The sequence below is a fragment of the Dysgonomonas sp. HDW5A genome (assembly GCF_011299555.1).
Classification (GTDB): Bacteria; Bacteroidota; Bacteroidia; order Bacteroidales; family Dysgonomonadaceae; genus Dysgonomonas_A.
In genome coordinates, this window is the sequence record NZ_CP049857.1 from 1,959,191 (window position 1) to 1,973,969 (window position 14,779).

Consider the following 14,779-nt stretch of genomic DNA (forward strand, 5'->3'; position numbering starts at 1 on the left):
TATGGCAAATTAGTGTCTGATAAAGATGGAACTATAAAGTCTCCCATGGAAAAAATTGAGAGACTAAAGAAAAAATATAATAACACGAACAGGATAAATATATCAATCTCCTTGATGTTTCAAGGGGATTTTTGGTTTAGCTGTTTTCTCTTTTTTTCATCTGAACACGAAGGTATATTCCGAGAATAAAACAGCAAGGCTAAACCTTACAGGTTTTTGCTTAAATCTTCCTTTTTCTGCCGAAAAAGTGTATTTAAACAAAAAGCCTTGCTTTATTTATTCTCTTCATAAATTGGGTGTTTATCAGATGTAAAAAGGGAAATAATATTCAAGGGCTGCTGGTTTGTATTCAACCTTTAGCTTACTGCCAAGCCTTGCAATAGTTCTCTTCCAGCATCTTTACGATATCGCTTTCCCTGTAAAGGATTTTGCCGCCCATGTGGATAAAAGGTATCTTGCCCTGATTGCGGTAATCCTGTAAAGCCCTGCGGCTTATTTTCAACTTTCTTGATAGTTCGTGATCTGTGAGATAGTGTTCTCCGTTCAAAGACGGCTTATGATTATCCATCACATTCTCTATTGCTCCCAGCAATTCATCCAGAACTGCAAGGAAAGCGGTTACGCTTTTGTTCTTTTTAGTAATCAGATCCATAACTTATTTTTGTTTTAATTTGATGTTATCGATATTGCCGTTATTTATATCCGTGTCGGGCTGCAAGAACTTTTGGATATCCGAAGCTGTATAATATATTTTATGGTTAATCCGGGTAAACCCGATCTTGCCGTTGTTCCTGTAGGTCTGTAAGGTTCTGGAGGAGATGTTCAAGAGTAAGCATACGTCCTGATTATCGAGCCAGTCGTTCATCTGGTTGCTTTTATGTTTATGACAAAGGGCTAAAACCTTATCCCTAAAGCTTTGAAACCTCGAAACAATTTCATCGAATGCCTCACTGCTTATATTGATTATTTCCATGAGCTTTAATTTAAAAAAGTGAATAATTCAGGTTTATGATTTATAAATCGGAAATGAATATAGATGTGAAAGGTTAATATTTTGGAGGGGTGTCATTTCATTTCTATGGATTTCATCATTTAACACTTTGGTTTGTCTTTAATTGTTGTTATCAAAAGTGTTGATTTATTTTGATATCAGGGAGAGAACTTTCAGCACACTTGTGGGATAATCCAATAATTGTATTAGTTAATTATCCATTAGCCTATCAAATTATCCAACTATCTACCTATCCATATATCCAGTTATTGGGTTATCCATATATCCACCTATCCAATCATCCGATTATCCAATAACTTGATTATCCACTAATCCTGTAATTGGATAATTTAATAATCCATATATCCGATTATCCATATATCCATATATCCACCTATCCATTAATCCAACCATTTAATAATCCATTAATCCAATTTAAATATACCCATGTCACTCGCCTTCACTTCCTTTCATTAGATTTCACGAACAAAGTTCTTTTATTCAACCACTTCAGAATATAACTTTGTCACTTCAGAATTACTGTATCATTCTTTATCCGATCCAAACCAAAATGACGGATAAATAAAATACGGAGTACACCTGAATTTTTACAGGTATGAAATGTCTTCGCTTTTTTTTAGGGACGAATAAATAAAATACTAAATAAGCAATCCGACGCTAAGGAGGATTCATTGTCACTGGACAATTGCAAGTTGTGTTTTGGGACGCCCGAAATAAATTCGGCACCCCAAAACAAACTTGCCCCTCACTAACCGTTCGGGGGCTGATTTCCTCCATAGTCGGAAATCGAATAGGAAGAATAGTCAAATACATAATTCTTTATATGCAGATAAGCAAGTAGACTAGCAAGCAGATAAACAAATTGAGTAAAGATTCTAATGGAGTAAATGAATAGTACACCAGACTTATGTCTATCATTTTTTAGTTACTTGTAGTACAAAGTAAATATTGAAGATTTCAAGAAATAAAAAATAAAAAAATCTAAAGGCATAATTGACATTGTATTTAAGCTCTAATATATTAACCGTAAGGCTTTTTTTATTTAATTAACATTTATATCTTTGTATTATATATGTAACCATTAAACAAATTGCTATACGCATGGATGTTAATCAACTAGATAAAATATACGAACACTATGGTTATGAGATTAAAAAATCTCATAAAAATATGCGTGTTTACTTATTTACAAAGAGTATATATTCAGGGGCAGAGATATATCTTCTCGATAACATCGATAATGATTACGACAGAATAAGAAAAGAATACACAGATAGTGGCTATGCTGTAAAAAAACGAGAATATAGAACCGTTGAAGAGGCAGAAAATGTACTTTTCAAAGAATTTTTTCAAATTCAAGCTGTTGTTGATAATTTGCAAAGTCGATATTACGACTTTATCTGCAGAGTTATGGATAAATTATCTGATGAATCTAAATATGAATATATAAAATGTCCATATGAAGTAAGCCTTTTTCATTCTAGTTTAGATAACGGGTTTCATGAATCAGTGTCCGAATATTATCAAGAAGGTCTTGTTGACAAACTATCGAATATGTTGGATACTCATAAAGGACCACTATTTGTTGTTCTTGAAGCAGCAGCAGGATATGGAAAAACATGTACTGCTTATGAAATCCTCCATAATTTTTTGAAAATAAGTAATTCTAAAATTCCCTTCTTTACAGAATTATCGAGAGATCGGAAAGCTACAGTATTTAGCCATATCTTGAGAAAAGAAATTGAGGAGCAGTTTGCAAATAGAGTAGATTCTAATGTTGTTATAGGAGAAATAAAAAAAGGAAGAATACCACTTATAATTGATGGATTTGATGAGTTAATCTCTAAAGATTTTTCTTTTAGTACATCTGAATTCCGGCAGGTTGAAAGTATGTTGTCTACAATTGTGGACTTATTATCAGATAATGCCAAGATTGTTATTACATCTAGGAAGACGGCTATATTTAATAGTGAAGATTTTTTCAATTGGATGTCTAGTCGAAGTATTGACTATACTATGGCTAAAATAACTATTTCAGAACCTTTAATAGATAACTGGCTCAGTAAAGAACAATTGGATATAATTGATGCAGCACAATTACCTATTGATAAATTTGCAAATCCAGTCTTACTCGCATTCATGAAATATTCTTCTATTTCAAGACTAGAAGAAATGGTTATAAGAAAGAACTCAATTGTGAATGAATACTTAACCTTTCTAATGGAAAGAGAGCAGACTAGGCAGAATTTGCTTATAGAGCCTAATACTCAATTAAGAATATTTCGAAAATTAGTGCGGTTATTTGCTGAGTTTGATATTAAAACTGCCTCTAAAGAAGATATTAAGGACTTCATTCTTGAGTTTAATAGAAGAATATTACACGAAACCCTAGAAAAATATCTTCCGACTAATCGACCTCATATAGAGCAGCTAGCTGATACTTTATCAAACCATGCCTTTCTAGATAAAAAAGACAGTAGAAATATTGGTTTTGTTAATGAATTTATACTTGGGACTCTCGTTGCACAGAATCTTGTTTTAGGCAAATTTTTCGAACATAATAAAACCTTTTATGTAGGACTAAACATCTTATTTGCTAATTTAGCTTTACAATCATATAAAGTTCAATCGCAAGAAGAGAGACATAAATTGTGGGAAGTTTTTAATTCTTTTCCTTTTGATTATGATGCTATATTCTATCTGCAGATTGATGTTCATTTGAAAAATAAATTATCTAGAAAGTATTCTCACTTGGTCATCGACTCTTTTTCGTTTGATTGTATTAAATTGACTAACAGTTGCTTATTTGAGAAGTCTACATTTACTAATTGTTCTTTCTCAAATTGTATTTTTGCATTAAATGCCTTTATAAATTGCTCCTTTGTTAAATGTAAATTTTATGATTGCTCCATAGATGTATCTGATGCAACTAACAATTATATTGGCTTCTTTACATGTGAAGACAATAATGACTTTTTAGATAAAATTGAGTCTTTTCTATCTCAGAGTAATGGAGTACAAGAAAACTATATTAATCTAGAGCAAATTGTTTTAGAAAAGTTTTTTAATCAGGGATCTTTACGTCCTAGGTATAGGCAAGTTTCTCAGCTAAACTATGACCTAGAAAATATAAATGCTAGAGAATTAACAAAACAATTGCATACTCTTTCTGTTAACGGATATTTAGCAATAGATGGAAACCTCTGCCATTTAACAAAAGAAGGTATTACATACTATAATGACACTTATCGAAAATGATTGGATTAGAATTAATAAAGAATAATATTGAGACGGATATAAAGAAGCAACTAGATCGTATTGGCATTTTATATCGATTACATTCTAGAATAAAGACAATTGATTCTATTTTAGAAAAGGATAGTCGGAATAGATATAGCTCATCAGATAAGTTAATGCAAGATGTTATTGGTTTTAGAATTGTAACATATTTTGAGGATGATGTCAGACTTGTAGCAGATTATTTCCGTAATTTCTTTGATATAGATAATTTTCAGTATGATGAACCAAAAGATAATGAGTTTAATCCCTTGCGTAAAAACCTAGTTTGCAGGATAACAGATCGTAATTTAAAAGATTTTAGAACAGTTGTAGAACATAGTGAAGAAAATTTGTCTTTTTTAGATTCAACATTTGAGATTCAATTTAGAACAACTTTATCTGAAGGATGGCATGAAGTTGAGCATAATATGAGATATAAATGTAAAGACGAATGGAAATCTTTACAGAAAGAATCTAGAGCATTAAATGGGATTTATGCTACTCTAGAAACAAGCGATTACACTTTACGAAATTTATTTGAAGAAATTGCATATAAGCAATACAAGACTAAAGATTATCAGGGGATGCTCCGAAATAAATTCAGACTTCGTTTTCTTTTAAATGATATGTCCGAGGAACTTAAGGGTATTTTATTGAGCAATGAGAATATAGCAAAAGAAATATTTAAAATTGATAGAAAAGATCTTTTAAGCAAACTAATAAATTCAAAACTTAGATTCCCTATCACATTTAACAATATTTGTTTCTTCTGCAATTTTTTATATCTACATCATGATGAAATTACACGTATTACCCCAAGTATACTTACTGATGATTTTAAATATTATTTTGCTGATATATATGAAACTTAAAATTCTTATTGAAAAAAATTAAATAGACCCTTTGACTATAAATCTTTCCTTGCTTGTCTATTTCCTTAATACAATATTAGTCTATAATAGTCGGTATTAATTTCTTTTTTTTATTATACCGAATAAGCCTTAAGTCTGATGTGATTAAGGACGACTGATATTTCATTGCTGTTGCAAAAATTATTTTATCGTGATTATCAAAATTATGTTCAGACTCTATATCAGTTATTTGAATAAAACATTCTAAGAGTTCTTTATCAATAGCTTCTATCGATACATTCTCACAGGATTTTATTTTCTCATAAACTGTATATCTTATTTGAGCAGCTTTCTCCGGAGACGTGAATTGTTTAGAAAATATTTCGATAAAGACAATCGAAGGAATTAGAAGAATATGTTTTTTTTCATCAAATGCTTCATTGATAATACTTATAGCTTCTTTTGAAATTTTGCATTTTATTTCGAAAACATTTGCAAAATAAGACATTAACGCAGTAGTATCAATGGTATATTTCTGCTTCATAAAAATTTTCTATTACACGAAGAAGATCTTCCTCGAAAGACTGACTCCTGAGATTCTCGATCTCAAGAACAAGTTTTTCATCTTTTCCCCTTTTTGCTTCTTCTAATTGTGCGGTGTAGTAATTTCTAGCTTCTGGTAAATTATTAGAAAATAGTTCATTGATAAGCTTATAGTCCAATTCGTCAATAGTAAAATACATTTTGTTTTTCAAGTCATATACTTGATTTATAAGTTCGTTATCAACATTTACTCTTTTCATTATTTGTTCAGTAATAATAGATAAAAAATAATTTATCCCAATAATATTTACATCCCAATAATTTTGTGCACGATCAATTATTTTAATTAACTCTTCTTCTAATTCTATCGTCAATTGATTACCATATATTAATTGATGAATTAAGTACTGATACTCTTCTCTAGATAAACAACGATGCTCCATAATTATTCTGATGCTTTAGACATTAAGTCTGTTGAGTTTTCATCTATAATATTATCAGCAGTTTCTACTTCTATTTGGCTTTTCTGTAACATTAAATTCACCTCTGGTACATCAATTTTGGAAATGCCTTTCATTGCACAATCTTCTAGTAACATATATGCTAAACTTAACATCTGAGCTGCATTATATTCTTTTGTTTCTCCTATTTTTTCAATAGCAGCCTCTGTAAAAGGGGATATACTATCTTCGTCTTTAAGTCTAAACTCTGTCAAATATTTTTTAATAAGAAGTATAGCCCTATTCTTATCTAATTTATTAAAATGCACTATATGAGGAGCATTAACCGAGGATGCAATGGAGCTTCTTTGCTCCATTCCTGATTCACTCCAAGCTTTTTCTATAAGACGAGGAACACCTGCATGTAACATTAATATTAAATTAAAAAAACCATATCTTGAATTCGCTGAAGAACCATCAAAAAAATTTGTTCTAATCTCAAATGCAAAATCTCTTTTTTGACGATCACTTTGAAAATCAGGAATTCGTTCAAAATCATCTACAATCACATAAGCCCCATTAAATCCTGCAGCAAGAAATAAATTAACCAAATCGTTAAATATAAAGTCTATTTTTTCACTTTCTTTTTTTAGACCCAAATAATATTCATTTAGATGTTTAGTCGATATTATCTTAAAATTATGATGTTCAAATGTGTGACTATACCTTTTTCGAAGTGGATTATTCGAATTTATTTTATTATAAAATTCATTCTCCAGTAAAACTTTATATATACTATCGTAAGATATTTTATTATTGTTGTACCACTCAACAGAATTAACTTTCAAAATTAATTCTTGTTCATTACTAAGATCTTCTTCTGAAAATATTTCGGGATATAAATTTAGAATAACTTCTAAACGCAGTGAAGCTAATGAATAATCTATTATTTTTACAGTAGAATTAAAAATTGAATCAGCCCATTTATCTAATAAATTAGAAAAAGTTTTTGTTTTACCACTAGGTTCAGGAACAATATATAATCCAAAACATTTATTGATATCCTTGGAAATGTCTAAGCAGAATGAATTATTAATTTTTTTTATAAGGTTTAATGCAAAAGATGATTTCCCATTCCCTCTACCCACGTATGAAGTATCCAAGATATAGCCTACTCTAATATGATTAGGATCACTTTGTGGCTTTTTCAGAAAATTTTCTTCAACTTTAGTATTCTCTAGATCTCTTACTGAAGCCTCATAAATATCTCCATTATATCTCTTGTCCGGATTCTCTTGGCTTATAAAGGGATTTAAAGGAAAAGGATTCTCTTTTAGATTATACTGTGCATAAATATCCTTATTAACAGGAATACTAGTTGCTTTTCTTAAAATATTACTCATAATATTAGTTATAATTAATTGCAATTATATTTTTTAATTTTCCATTAATTAATACAGGTTCTCGTTTTAAATACATTGCATTAGTCTCTTGGGGTAGTTTATCTGCTTCTAATGATATTTGTATTTTATTTAATTTACTCTGCAAATTTAATAAATATGTTTGTTCTAGGAATTTATCAAAGGTATGTCCTGATATCTTTAATTTGAAACAGACTCTTTCTTTTAAATCTAATAAATTTATAAAATGTGTTTTCTTTGAACTTTGGAGAACATAATATTCTTCTTGTAGAGTTCCAATAAAAGGTTCTTGAAATGTGTTCCACTGAGGATCATGAATATATAATGCTTCTCCCGTTTTATAAGCAAACACTTTTGAAAAATCTCTATTGCTTGTATTCTTTGTTATTATTGATGTTGGATAAATAATTCGACCACTAAAATCAGGGAAAAACTCTGTCGTATGTAATATCCCAATCTGTTTTGCCCTTTCAACCCATATATTGAAGGTATCAAAACTATATTCATACCCATAGATATTCTTCAGAAAATAATTTAACCAATATTTTCTGAATCGACTAAGCAAAGCATTATATTTATCGGAGTCAAAACTTTGATTTATATTACCAGTTATAATATCATCTCCTTTTAATTTATTTATTAGCATTTCTTCCTCCTCAATCAGAGACACTTCTGTTTTTTTTGTGTACGTTTTTATGTCGTTCTCCAACCTGATCCTTAATGCTAATGAATACTCTAATACTTGCCTATTAGTCACAAAAGAAGATTTATCAAATCCTAGTTTGAGCCCAGAATATATGGGGAATATAAGTAATCCATTTTTCGAGATATTTTCTGCATAACATAATTTTAGAAGTTGATAAAAGGCGAATGATTTTTCCTCCATTTTACTCAAAATAGAAAAATTGAATGTGGATTTTCCCTTATCTTCGTATTCTCTCAGAACCTTTTCGCCGAAAAGAGTTATCTGTATCAATGAATCCTTATCATTTTCCCCAATTTTATTTGAAGGAAATGTTTTTAGAACAAGGTCATACTCTATTGATTCACTTAAGACTTGTTTGAATGTATATTCAAATTTAACCATTTGTTTATAGGTTACAATATCCTCATCTACAGTTAGTTTCTTGTATTTGGATTCCCCGAGTGAATACTTGTTTTTCAAAATAATAAATTCTTGTAAAATATTTTCATAATGTGATTGAGACTCCACACTCTTTAGGAGTATATAAAAATAATCTAAGAAATAAAATTTCTTAACAAAGGTTGGAGTTGAATTTATTTCGGGTGTATTTTCAAAAATATTTTTCATCTAAACAAGTGTTACGAAACTCAAATATAAGAATATAAAACAACAAAACCATAGTGTTAAAATAAAAGAATTGCAACCTGAAACAATTAAAATATAATCCCATCAGAGATATACTTGTTCAAACAAAAATATAAAATAGTTTTACCTCCACTTTACTGCTTGCTCATCCTCAATATCCTATAAATAATAGATTATCTAGCCTTAATTGATTTCAACAAAATTGGTATTCCACAAAAGAGCTCTACAAATACGAAAAGGCATAAAATAAACACTCGTGAGCTTTGATCTTATTTTCATTATATTGTGGTGTAAATATAAGAAAACAATAAAACCTCTTATCATATCAATTGACTATTCATTAGAAGATTATAACAAAAAGTCTTCCATATTATCAGGAGTGACAACAGAAAAAGTACTGCCAACATAGTTCTCTAAGAATTGTTTGGGTATTTTATATTTAGCCGATGGATTCCATTTAAACTCAAATGTATGGATTTGTCCGTCTCCCTCTTCAATATAATCAATTTCACTCTGATCCTTAGTTCGCCAAAACCAGCTGTTTCGCCATAACACATCATATTCCAGTTTTTTTTGTCTTTCGGAGATAATATAGTTTTCCCATAATGCACCAATATCATGGCGATTTTCAGCCAAAGAAAAATCAGCTATAATCGCATTGCGTATACCATTATCGTAGAAATATATTTTTTTACTGTTTTTTAGCTCATTTCGCAAATTTCGACTAAACGAACCCAATCGGAAAATCACAAAACATTGTTCCAATAATATAATATATTTTTCGACTGTTTTGGAGTCTAAGCCACTAATCTGTCCCAATTCTGAATAAGATACCTGATTACCGATTTGGAATGCAATGGCTTGCAAGAGCTTTAATAACTTTTCAGGTTTCTTTATTTGCTCCCACATCAAAATATCTTTGTACAAATAACTATCGGACAACTGTTTTAAAATTTCTTTTTCATTACCCGGATTGTTTACTACATCTGGGTAATAGCCATATACTAAGCGATGAGGAATTAGCCTTTTTTCATCTAACAGTCCATGATGCATAACCATCTCGGTAAAAGAAATAGGGTACATTTTGTATTCCCATTTCCGTCCGGTAAGAGGCTCGTTTACTTGATTGGCTAAATCGAAAGAAGAACTGCCGGTTGCTATAAGTTGTACTTCGGGTAATTCATCAGTTATCAGTTTCAACTTTAAACCAACATCTTTTATTCGTTGAGCTTCATCAATAACAACATATTTCTTATTCCCGAAAATATACTTCAAACGAGTAGATGATATATTTTCAAAAAGATTCTGGACGTCTAATTCATCTCCATTAAGCCAAATCATTTCATCCGAGCCTTTAAAAAGCTCTTTAACCAGAGTGGTTTTTCCCACTTGTCTGGCTCCCATTAATATGATTGCTTTACCCTTGTTCAGCTTATCTTTGACTGTATCTTCTAATAATCTATGTATCATATCAGATATATTTAGTTCAAATATACGATAAATTTGGAATTAAATCCGCTAAGTATGCGATATTTTTGGATTTGGATTTTGGGTATCGATAAAGAATATAGTTTTACATCACAAAAATTTGACATATAAACAATATTTCTGGAGAAGGACATATCACTTCTTAGAAAGAGTGTTCTTTCAGAAATTATAACTTATCACTAACCCTACGAATCAGAATGTATTTAAGGAAAAGATACGCAAAGGATTGATGGAGGATTTTCCTCCTTTCATAAAAAAACATAATATAAATTTTCCCTATTCAAATTTAGAATCCTATCTTTGTAAGTATAGAATACCACGAGTGCTCTAAAAAGCAGAAAAACGATGAAAATATTTCGTTGCCAAAATCGTGGACAAGCTTTCGTCAGTCTTCAAAATCCTTTACAGATAAGGGATTCAAAATATGTTCAGAATCCCAGCGGGATCACTAGGCAAGAAAGCCTCTCATTCCTGAGAGGCTTTCTTATTTTACCTATATTTGAAATCTACATTGGATTAATAATGAAAAATAATAATCAACAAGATTTTAAGCTATGGATTGAATTTGAGCACGTGGATTTTTCAGGTTCAAATATGAAAAATGAATTTTGTAATATTCATGTCGATTTACCTGATGGTAGACACTATGGTATTAATGTATGGACATATGAATATCTAAATACAGCAGTTAAGTTAGATGAAGAATCAGGAGAAAATCTCAGAGGTCTCTACATAACTCCTCCTGATTTATTTGTAAAGGAATTAACAAGAAGCTGCATTAAGCAAGTCATAACTGATATTCTTGAACAAGGTAATATCGAAGATATTCTTAATAACTCTACATCTGCTTAATCCGCTCTTTCAACTGATACAATTTATTTAAATCTTCTATAAATTGGTTCGAGAACAGCCGCAGAGGGTTCACAAAACAAGAAATAAATTTCTCGTAAAAATTAAGAAAAAGCTCTCTAAACAGCAGTTTAGAGAGCTTTTTTTATTTACTAGCGGACACCTTAGAGGGCCAAAAACCAAACTAATCCCCCAATTATACTCTATTTATTAACCGCTTTATTAGGAAAAAAAGCGGCAAGAAGCCATATGATCCCCCTCACTAAGAGTAAATCCTAATTTTGACTAAAACCTCTTGGACTATAAATAATCGAATATAACGAAATATAATAATTTAATAAAATTAAAAACTAGTTTCAATCATTTAGAGGCTCTCTTTGAGAACAATATATCTGGTTTGTCGTTTTAGTAAGAGTAATCAATTATAGGATAAAGCCAAAAATGAAAATATATAAATATTATTCCATACTAGTGCTATTGCTTATGTCACTATCCATAAATGCGGCAAATGATAAAACAACTATTTATAATGCCTTTATAACGGGAAATATGGCAGAGTGGAAAACTACTATGACAGATATTGAATCTCGAAAATTAACTTCTGCTGCCAATAAACTCGAACTTATAAACTATTATTATGGATACATCGGTTATAGTCTTGGGGTAAAAAATAAAAAAGAAGCAGCAACGTATGTCGATAAAATGGAGACGATCTTAGATGAACTTACAAAATCTAATCCTAAGCTTGCTGATGTCTATGCCTATAAGGCGGCTTTAGTTGGTTTTAAGATTGGTTTATCTCCTTACAAAGCTCCTTTTATTGGAAAATCGAGTGGAGAAAATGCTAAAAAAGCACTCGCCATAGATCCTAATAATATTCAAGGGAATATAGAACAGGCAAATGTTTTATACTATTCACCATCAGCATTTGGCGGTGATAAAACAAAGGCAAAAGAGTACTATAAGAAAGCGGTATCTCTTTTCGAAGATAATCCGGCATCGCTACCTCAAAATTGGCTTTACTTGAGCCTTCTTACCAAAATAGCTCAGATACAAGAAGATGAAAAGAATTTCAAAGGAGCAAAACAAACTTATGATAAAATATTGTCCATAGAGCCTAACTATTCTTTTGTTAAGAATGAGTTATTACCCGCTTTGAAGAAAAAGATGTAGGTTCAGATATTATTGTTTTATAAAAACATACCGATCTTTCCATGTTAAAGACTTTCGTTTGCGATGTAATAAAGCGATGCAAATAATTTTCAAAAAGATAAAATGCTGAGCCAGCATATAGAGGATATTATCTGAGATGGACTGTTTACTTGCTTTTGATACAAATATCCTTATCAGAATTATAGAACATATATATATTGCCGATGCATATATGCCTAACGAGAAGTAGAGTAGTAAGGGGGCAAAAGTAGTAAAGGCGGCAAATAATAACCCTGTTACAATGCTTCCCCCGAAAAAATCGAAGATGTTTTTAGAAAATCCATCCATAGATTCATCCAAAGTATTATACATTTTGCATTGTATATCTTCGTTGCCAAGAATAGTACTTACACGCATTCTGCTTTTCTTGTAATACCTGCAAATAGCTATATCTTCGACCTTATTCGCCTTATGGATCGAGTGTGGTAATAGCTGTTTGTAAGCTTGTGCCTCGAAGAACATAAATTGACCATTAGCAGCCGAAAAAGAAGTCCAGCTCGACCAGCGAATCAATATCAGAGGTAACAAACTCAATAATATCCAATTCATAAGAGGAATAGCAAGCAGCGTTTCTTTATTGCTGATTATTTGTTTAGGGAAGATAGACAATAGCTTCAGCTTCTGTTTCTTCATCAAATAAACCGATTGCTCTATCAGCTGATGCTTTACCCTTACATCTGCATCCAAAAATAAAAAGTACTCTCCTGTGGCTTTTAAAGCTAGATTGTGGCAGGCAAAATTTTTCCCTAGCCATCCATTTTCTAACTCGCCTCCCTCTATAAGTGTTATATTGGAGTTGTTGTGCATTGCCTGTTTTACAATATTTACAGTATTGTCAGTCGAACAATCGTTGTATACGATTACTTCATAATTAGGATAAGATAGATTCTCAATATCAAGCAATAATTTACCAATATTTGCCTCTTCGTTTCGGACAGGTATTAAGATGGATACTTTCGGATGATTTTCAATATGAATGTCCTGCGGAAGATACACATTTGTCAACAAATTAACCATAGACACGAGTAGCCTGATGAATCCTAAAAACAATATGGCATATCCTATATATATCATTTATCAGTCTGGTTTTTGATGCATTCGTGTGCAAAATGGGTAAAATCTTTCTGGATAGTTTCGATGTCTATTTTGTCCCCCACATTGTATGGGGTGAAGTAGATATTCAGTGAAGGCTTCTTATAAGAGAAGTAATCCACCAAATTTACATTAAAAACGATTTGTACCTCACCGTTTAGTTTCTTTAAAATATATTCCAGTCCTTTCTCAAAAACAAAATCATGTGTATATAGTGTCTGTATTTCCCCTTGAGGAAAAATCAACAACACATTTTCTTTGTGCTTTAATAAACCGGTTGTGTACTCTAAACTTTCGACTATATCCCGACTGTTCTTCCGGATCGAAAAAGCTCCACCTTTATTCAGGATCATAAATTTGCGGAGCTGCTCTTCGAGCATCATTACATATAGTTTTCGCTTGAAAACTCTTTTGTTAAGCAACAATTGTATAAAACCATCCCACCACGAGAAATGATTTGAGATTAAAAGAATAGGCTTCCCGTTATCTTCAAAATCGCCTATTACTGTGATTTTCCTAAAATACCTCTTGAGTTGTATTTTTGCGTATAAATCAAAGAACAGTACTCCCAAATATGTTTTATTGGCTTTTATCATTGGATGAACAGTAAGCTGAAAATACTGATGATGGCGAAAAATAACATTTGAATCCAAAACAAGGCTCCTGCAGATTTATTATCGGCCGAAATCTTAAATGAGACTAATAGAGTGTGATAAAATAATGCGGCTACAAACCAGGTTACAAAATTTTCGAGAGGTGGATAGAATGTCTTGAAATGCCACATCTGCATCGGAGGTGCAGCCAATTCTAAGATTAAATCATAACAAATCATTAGCGAAGCTCCCCCTACTATTCTGAGATATGCGTTATTGGTAAAACGAGAGATAATAGACTGTGAAGCATATACGAGAAACACCCAATTGAGTCCGATAATCAGAGGGGTATTCCACAGTTTCAATCCCAAGCTTATATCATATTGGTATTCACCAAACAAAACGCCTGAATTGACACCTGCCACTTCGAGAAAGAAAGAACTGAAAGCTATAAAAGCAAATACTAAGACAGTAGATTTATTCCACTCTTTATGATGAAAAAGGATACAGGCAATAACCAATATAAGTGTAAAAGCAGTTATGCTAAAAAATAACTCCCGAGTGTAAGGTATTATAAATAGTAACAAGCCAACAAAATAAAAACGTAAAAAGGTTTTTGGTAGCTCTTCTTCCGAAATCATTTTTTGTAAGACTTTATTTTTCATGCCT

General features: G+C 31.2%; 14 protein-coding genes. 4 read left to right on the forward strand and 10 right to left on the reverse strand.

Features of this window, described 5'->3' with window-relative positions; genetic code table 11:
- Positions 1-361: 361 nt before the first annotated feature.
- Together G7050_RS08220 and G7050_RS08225 are read right to left on the reverse strand one after the other, a co-directional pair.
- Complete coding sequence (locus G7050_RS08220; RefSeq protein ID WP_166113772.1) at positions 362-652, reverse strand: helix-turn-helix domain-containing protein; 291 nt, start codon at positions 650-652, stop codon at positions 362-364.
- 3 nt (positions 653-655) lie between these two features.
- The gene (locus G7050_RS08225; RefSeq protein ID WP_166113775.1) at positions 656-973 is read right to left on the reverse strand and encodes a helix-turn-helix domain-containing protein; all 318 of its coding nucleotides are present in this window, start codon (positions 971-973) and stop codon (positions 656-658) included.
- Between the two features lie 1,140 nt (positions 974-2,113).
- Here G7050_RS08225 and G7050_RS08230 point away from each other — a divergent pair.
- Together G7050_RS08230 and G7050_RS08235 are read left to right on the forward strand one after the other, a co-directional pair.
- Positions 2,114-4,270, forward strand: a complete 2,157-nt coding sequence (locus G7050_RS08230; RefSeq protein WP_166113778.1) for a hypothetical protein — start codon at positions 2,114-2,116, stop codon at positions 4,268-4,270.
- Entirely contained in the window at positions 4,267-5,163 is an 897-nt protein-coding gene (locus G7050_RS08235; RefSeq protein WP_166113781.1) for a RelA/SpoT domain-containing protein, read from the forward strand. Before G7050_RS08230 ends, G7050_RS08235 begins: the two co-directional genes overlap by 4 nt.
- Before the next feature lie 76 nt (positions 5,164-5,239).
- Here G7050_RS08235 and G7050_RS08240 read toward each other — a convergent pair whose 3' ends face one another.
- From G7050_RS08240 to G7050_RS08260, 5 genes are all read right to left on the reverse strand, one after another.
- Positions 5,240-5,686: a PIN domain-containing protein gene (locus G7050_RS08240; protein ID WP_166113784.1), complete on the reverse strand. Its 447-nt coding sequence runs from the start codon at positions 5,684-5,686 to the stop codon at positions 5,240-5,242.
- Complete coding sequence (locus G7050_RS08245) at positions 5,664-6,128, reverse strand: hypothetical protein (protein ID WP_166113787.1); 465 nt, start codon at positions 6,126-6,128, stop codon at positions 5,664-5,666. The genes G7050_RS08240 and G7050_RS08245 overlap by 23 nt, the downstream gene beginning before the upstream one ends.
- Before the next feature lie 2 nt (positions 6,129-6,130).
- Positions 6,131-7,528 carry a hypothetical protein gene (locus G7050_RS08250; protein WP_166113790.1) on the reverse strand — a complete coding sequence of 466 codons (1,398 nt, stop codon included), beginning with the start codon at positions 7,526-7,528 and terminating at the stop codon, positions 6,131-6,133.
- Between the two features lie 4 nt (positions 7,529-7,532).
- Positions 7,533-8,858, reverse strand: coding sequence for a hypothetical protein (locus tag G7050_RS08255; protein ID WP_166113793.1), 1,326 nt, complete (start codon positions 8,856-8,858; stop codon positions 7,533-7,535).
- A 366-nt stretch (positions 8,859-9,224) separates the two neighbouring features.
- On the reverse strand, positions 9,225-10,346 hold the full coding sequence (locus G7050_RS08260; protein WP_166113796.1) for an ATP-binding protein: 1,122 nt from the start codon (positions 10,344-10,346) through the stop codon (positions 9,225-9,227).
- Positions 10,347-10,709: 363 nt separating this feature from the next.
- On the opposite strand from G7050_RS08260, the gene G7050_RS08265 reads away from it, so the two are divergent.
- The gene (locus G7050_RS08265; RefSeq protein ID WP_221412830.1) at positions 10,710-11,216 is read left to right on the forward strand and encodes a hypothetical protein; all 507 of its coding nucleotides are present in this window, start codon (positions 10,710-10,712) and stop codon (positions 11,214-11,216) included.
- A 438-nt stretch (positions 11,217-11,654) separates the two neighbouring features.
- Positions 11,655-12,386 (forward strand): hypothetical protein, encoded by a 732-nt coding sequence (locus tag G7050_RS08270; protein WP_166113799.1) that lies wholly within the window; start codon positions 11,655-11,657, stop codon positions 12,384-12,386.
- Positions 12,387-12,395: 9 nt separating this feature from the next.
- Here G7050_RS08270 and G7050_RS08275 read toward each other — a convergent pair whose 3' ends face one another.
- The 3 genes from G7050_RS08275 to G7050_RS08285 are packed head-to-tail and all read right to left on the reverse strand — an operon-like array spanning position 12,396 to position 14,775.
- Positions 12,396-13,499 carry a glycosyltransferase family 2 protein gene (locus tag G7050_RS08275; RefSeq protein WP_166113802.1) on the reverse strand — a complete coding sequence of 368 codons (1,104 nt, stop codon included), beginning with the start codon at positions 13,497-13,499 and terminating at the stop codon, positions 12,396-12,398.
- The gene (locus tag G7050_RS08280) at positions 13,496-14,113 is read right to left on the reverse strand and encodes a lysophospholipid acyltransferase family protein (protein ID WP_166113805.1); all 618 of its coding nucleotides are present in this window, start codon (positions 14,111-14,113) and stop codon (positions 13,496-13,498) included. Before G7050_RS08280 ends, G7050_RS08275 begins: the two co-directional genes overlap by 4 nt.
- A complete protein-coding gene (locus G7050_RS08285; protein ID WP_166113808.1) occupies positions 14,110-14,775 on the reverse strand; it encodes a carotenoid biosynthesis protein in 666 nt (221 codons plus the stop codon). Before G7050_RS08285 ends, G7050_RS08280 begins: the two co-directional genes overlap by 4 nt.
- Between the last annotated feature and the right edge of the window lie 4 nt (positions 14,776-14,779).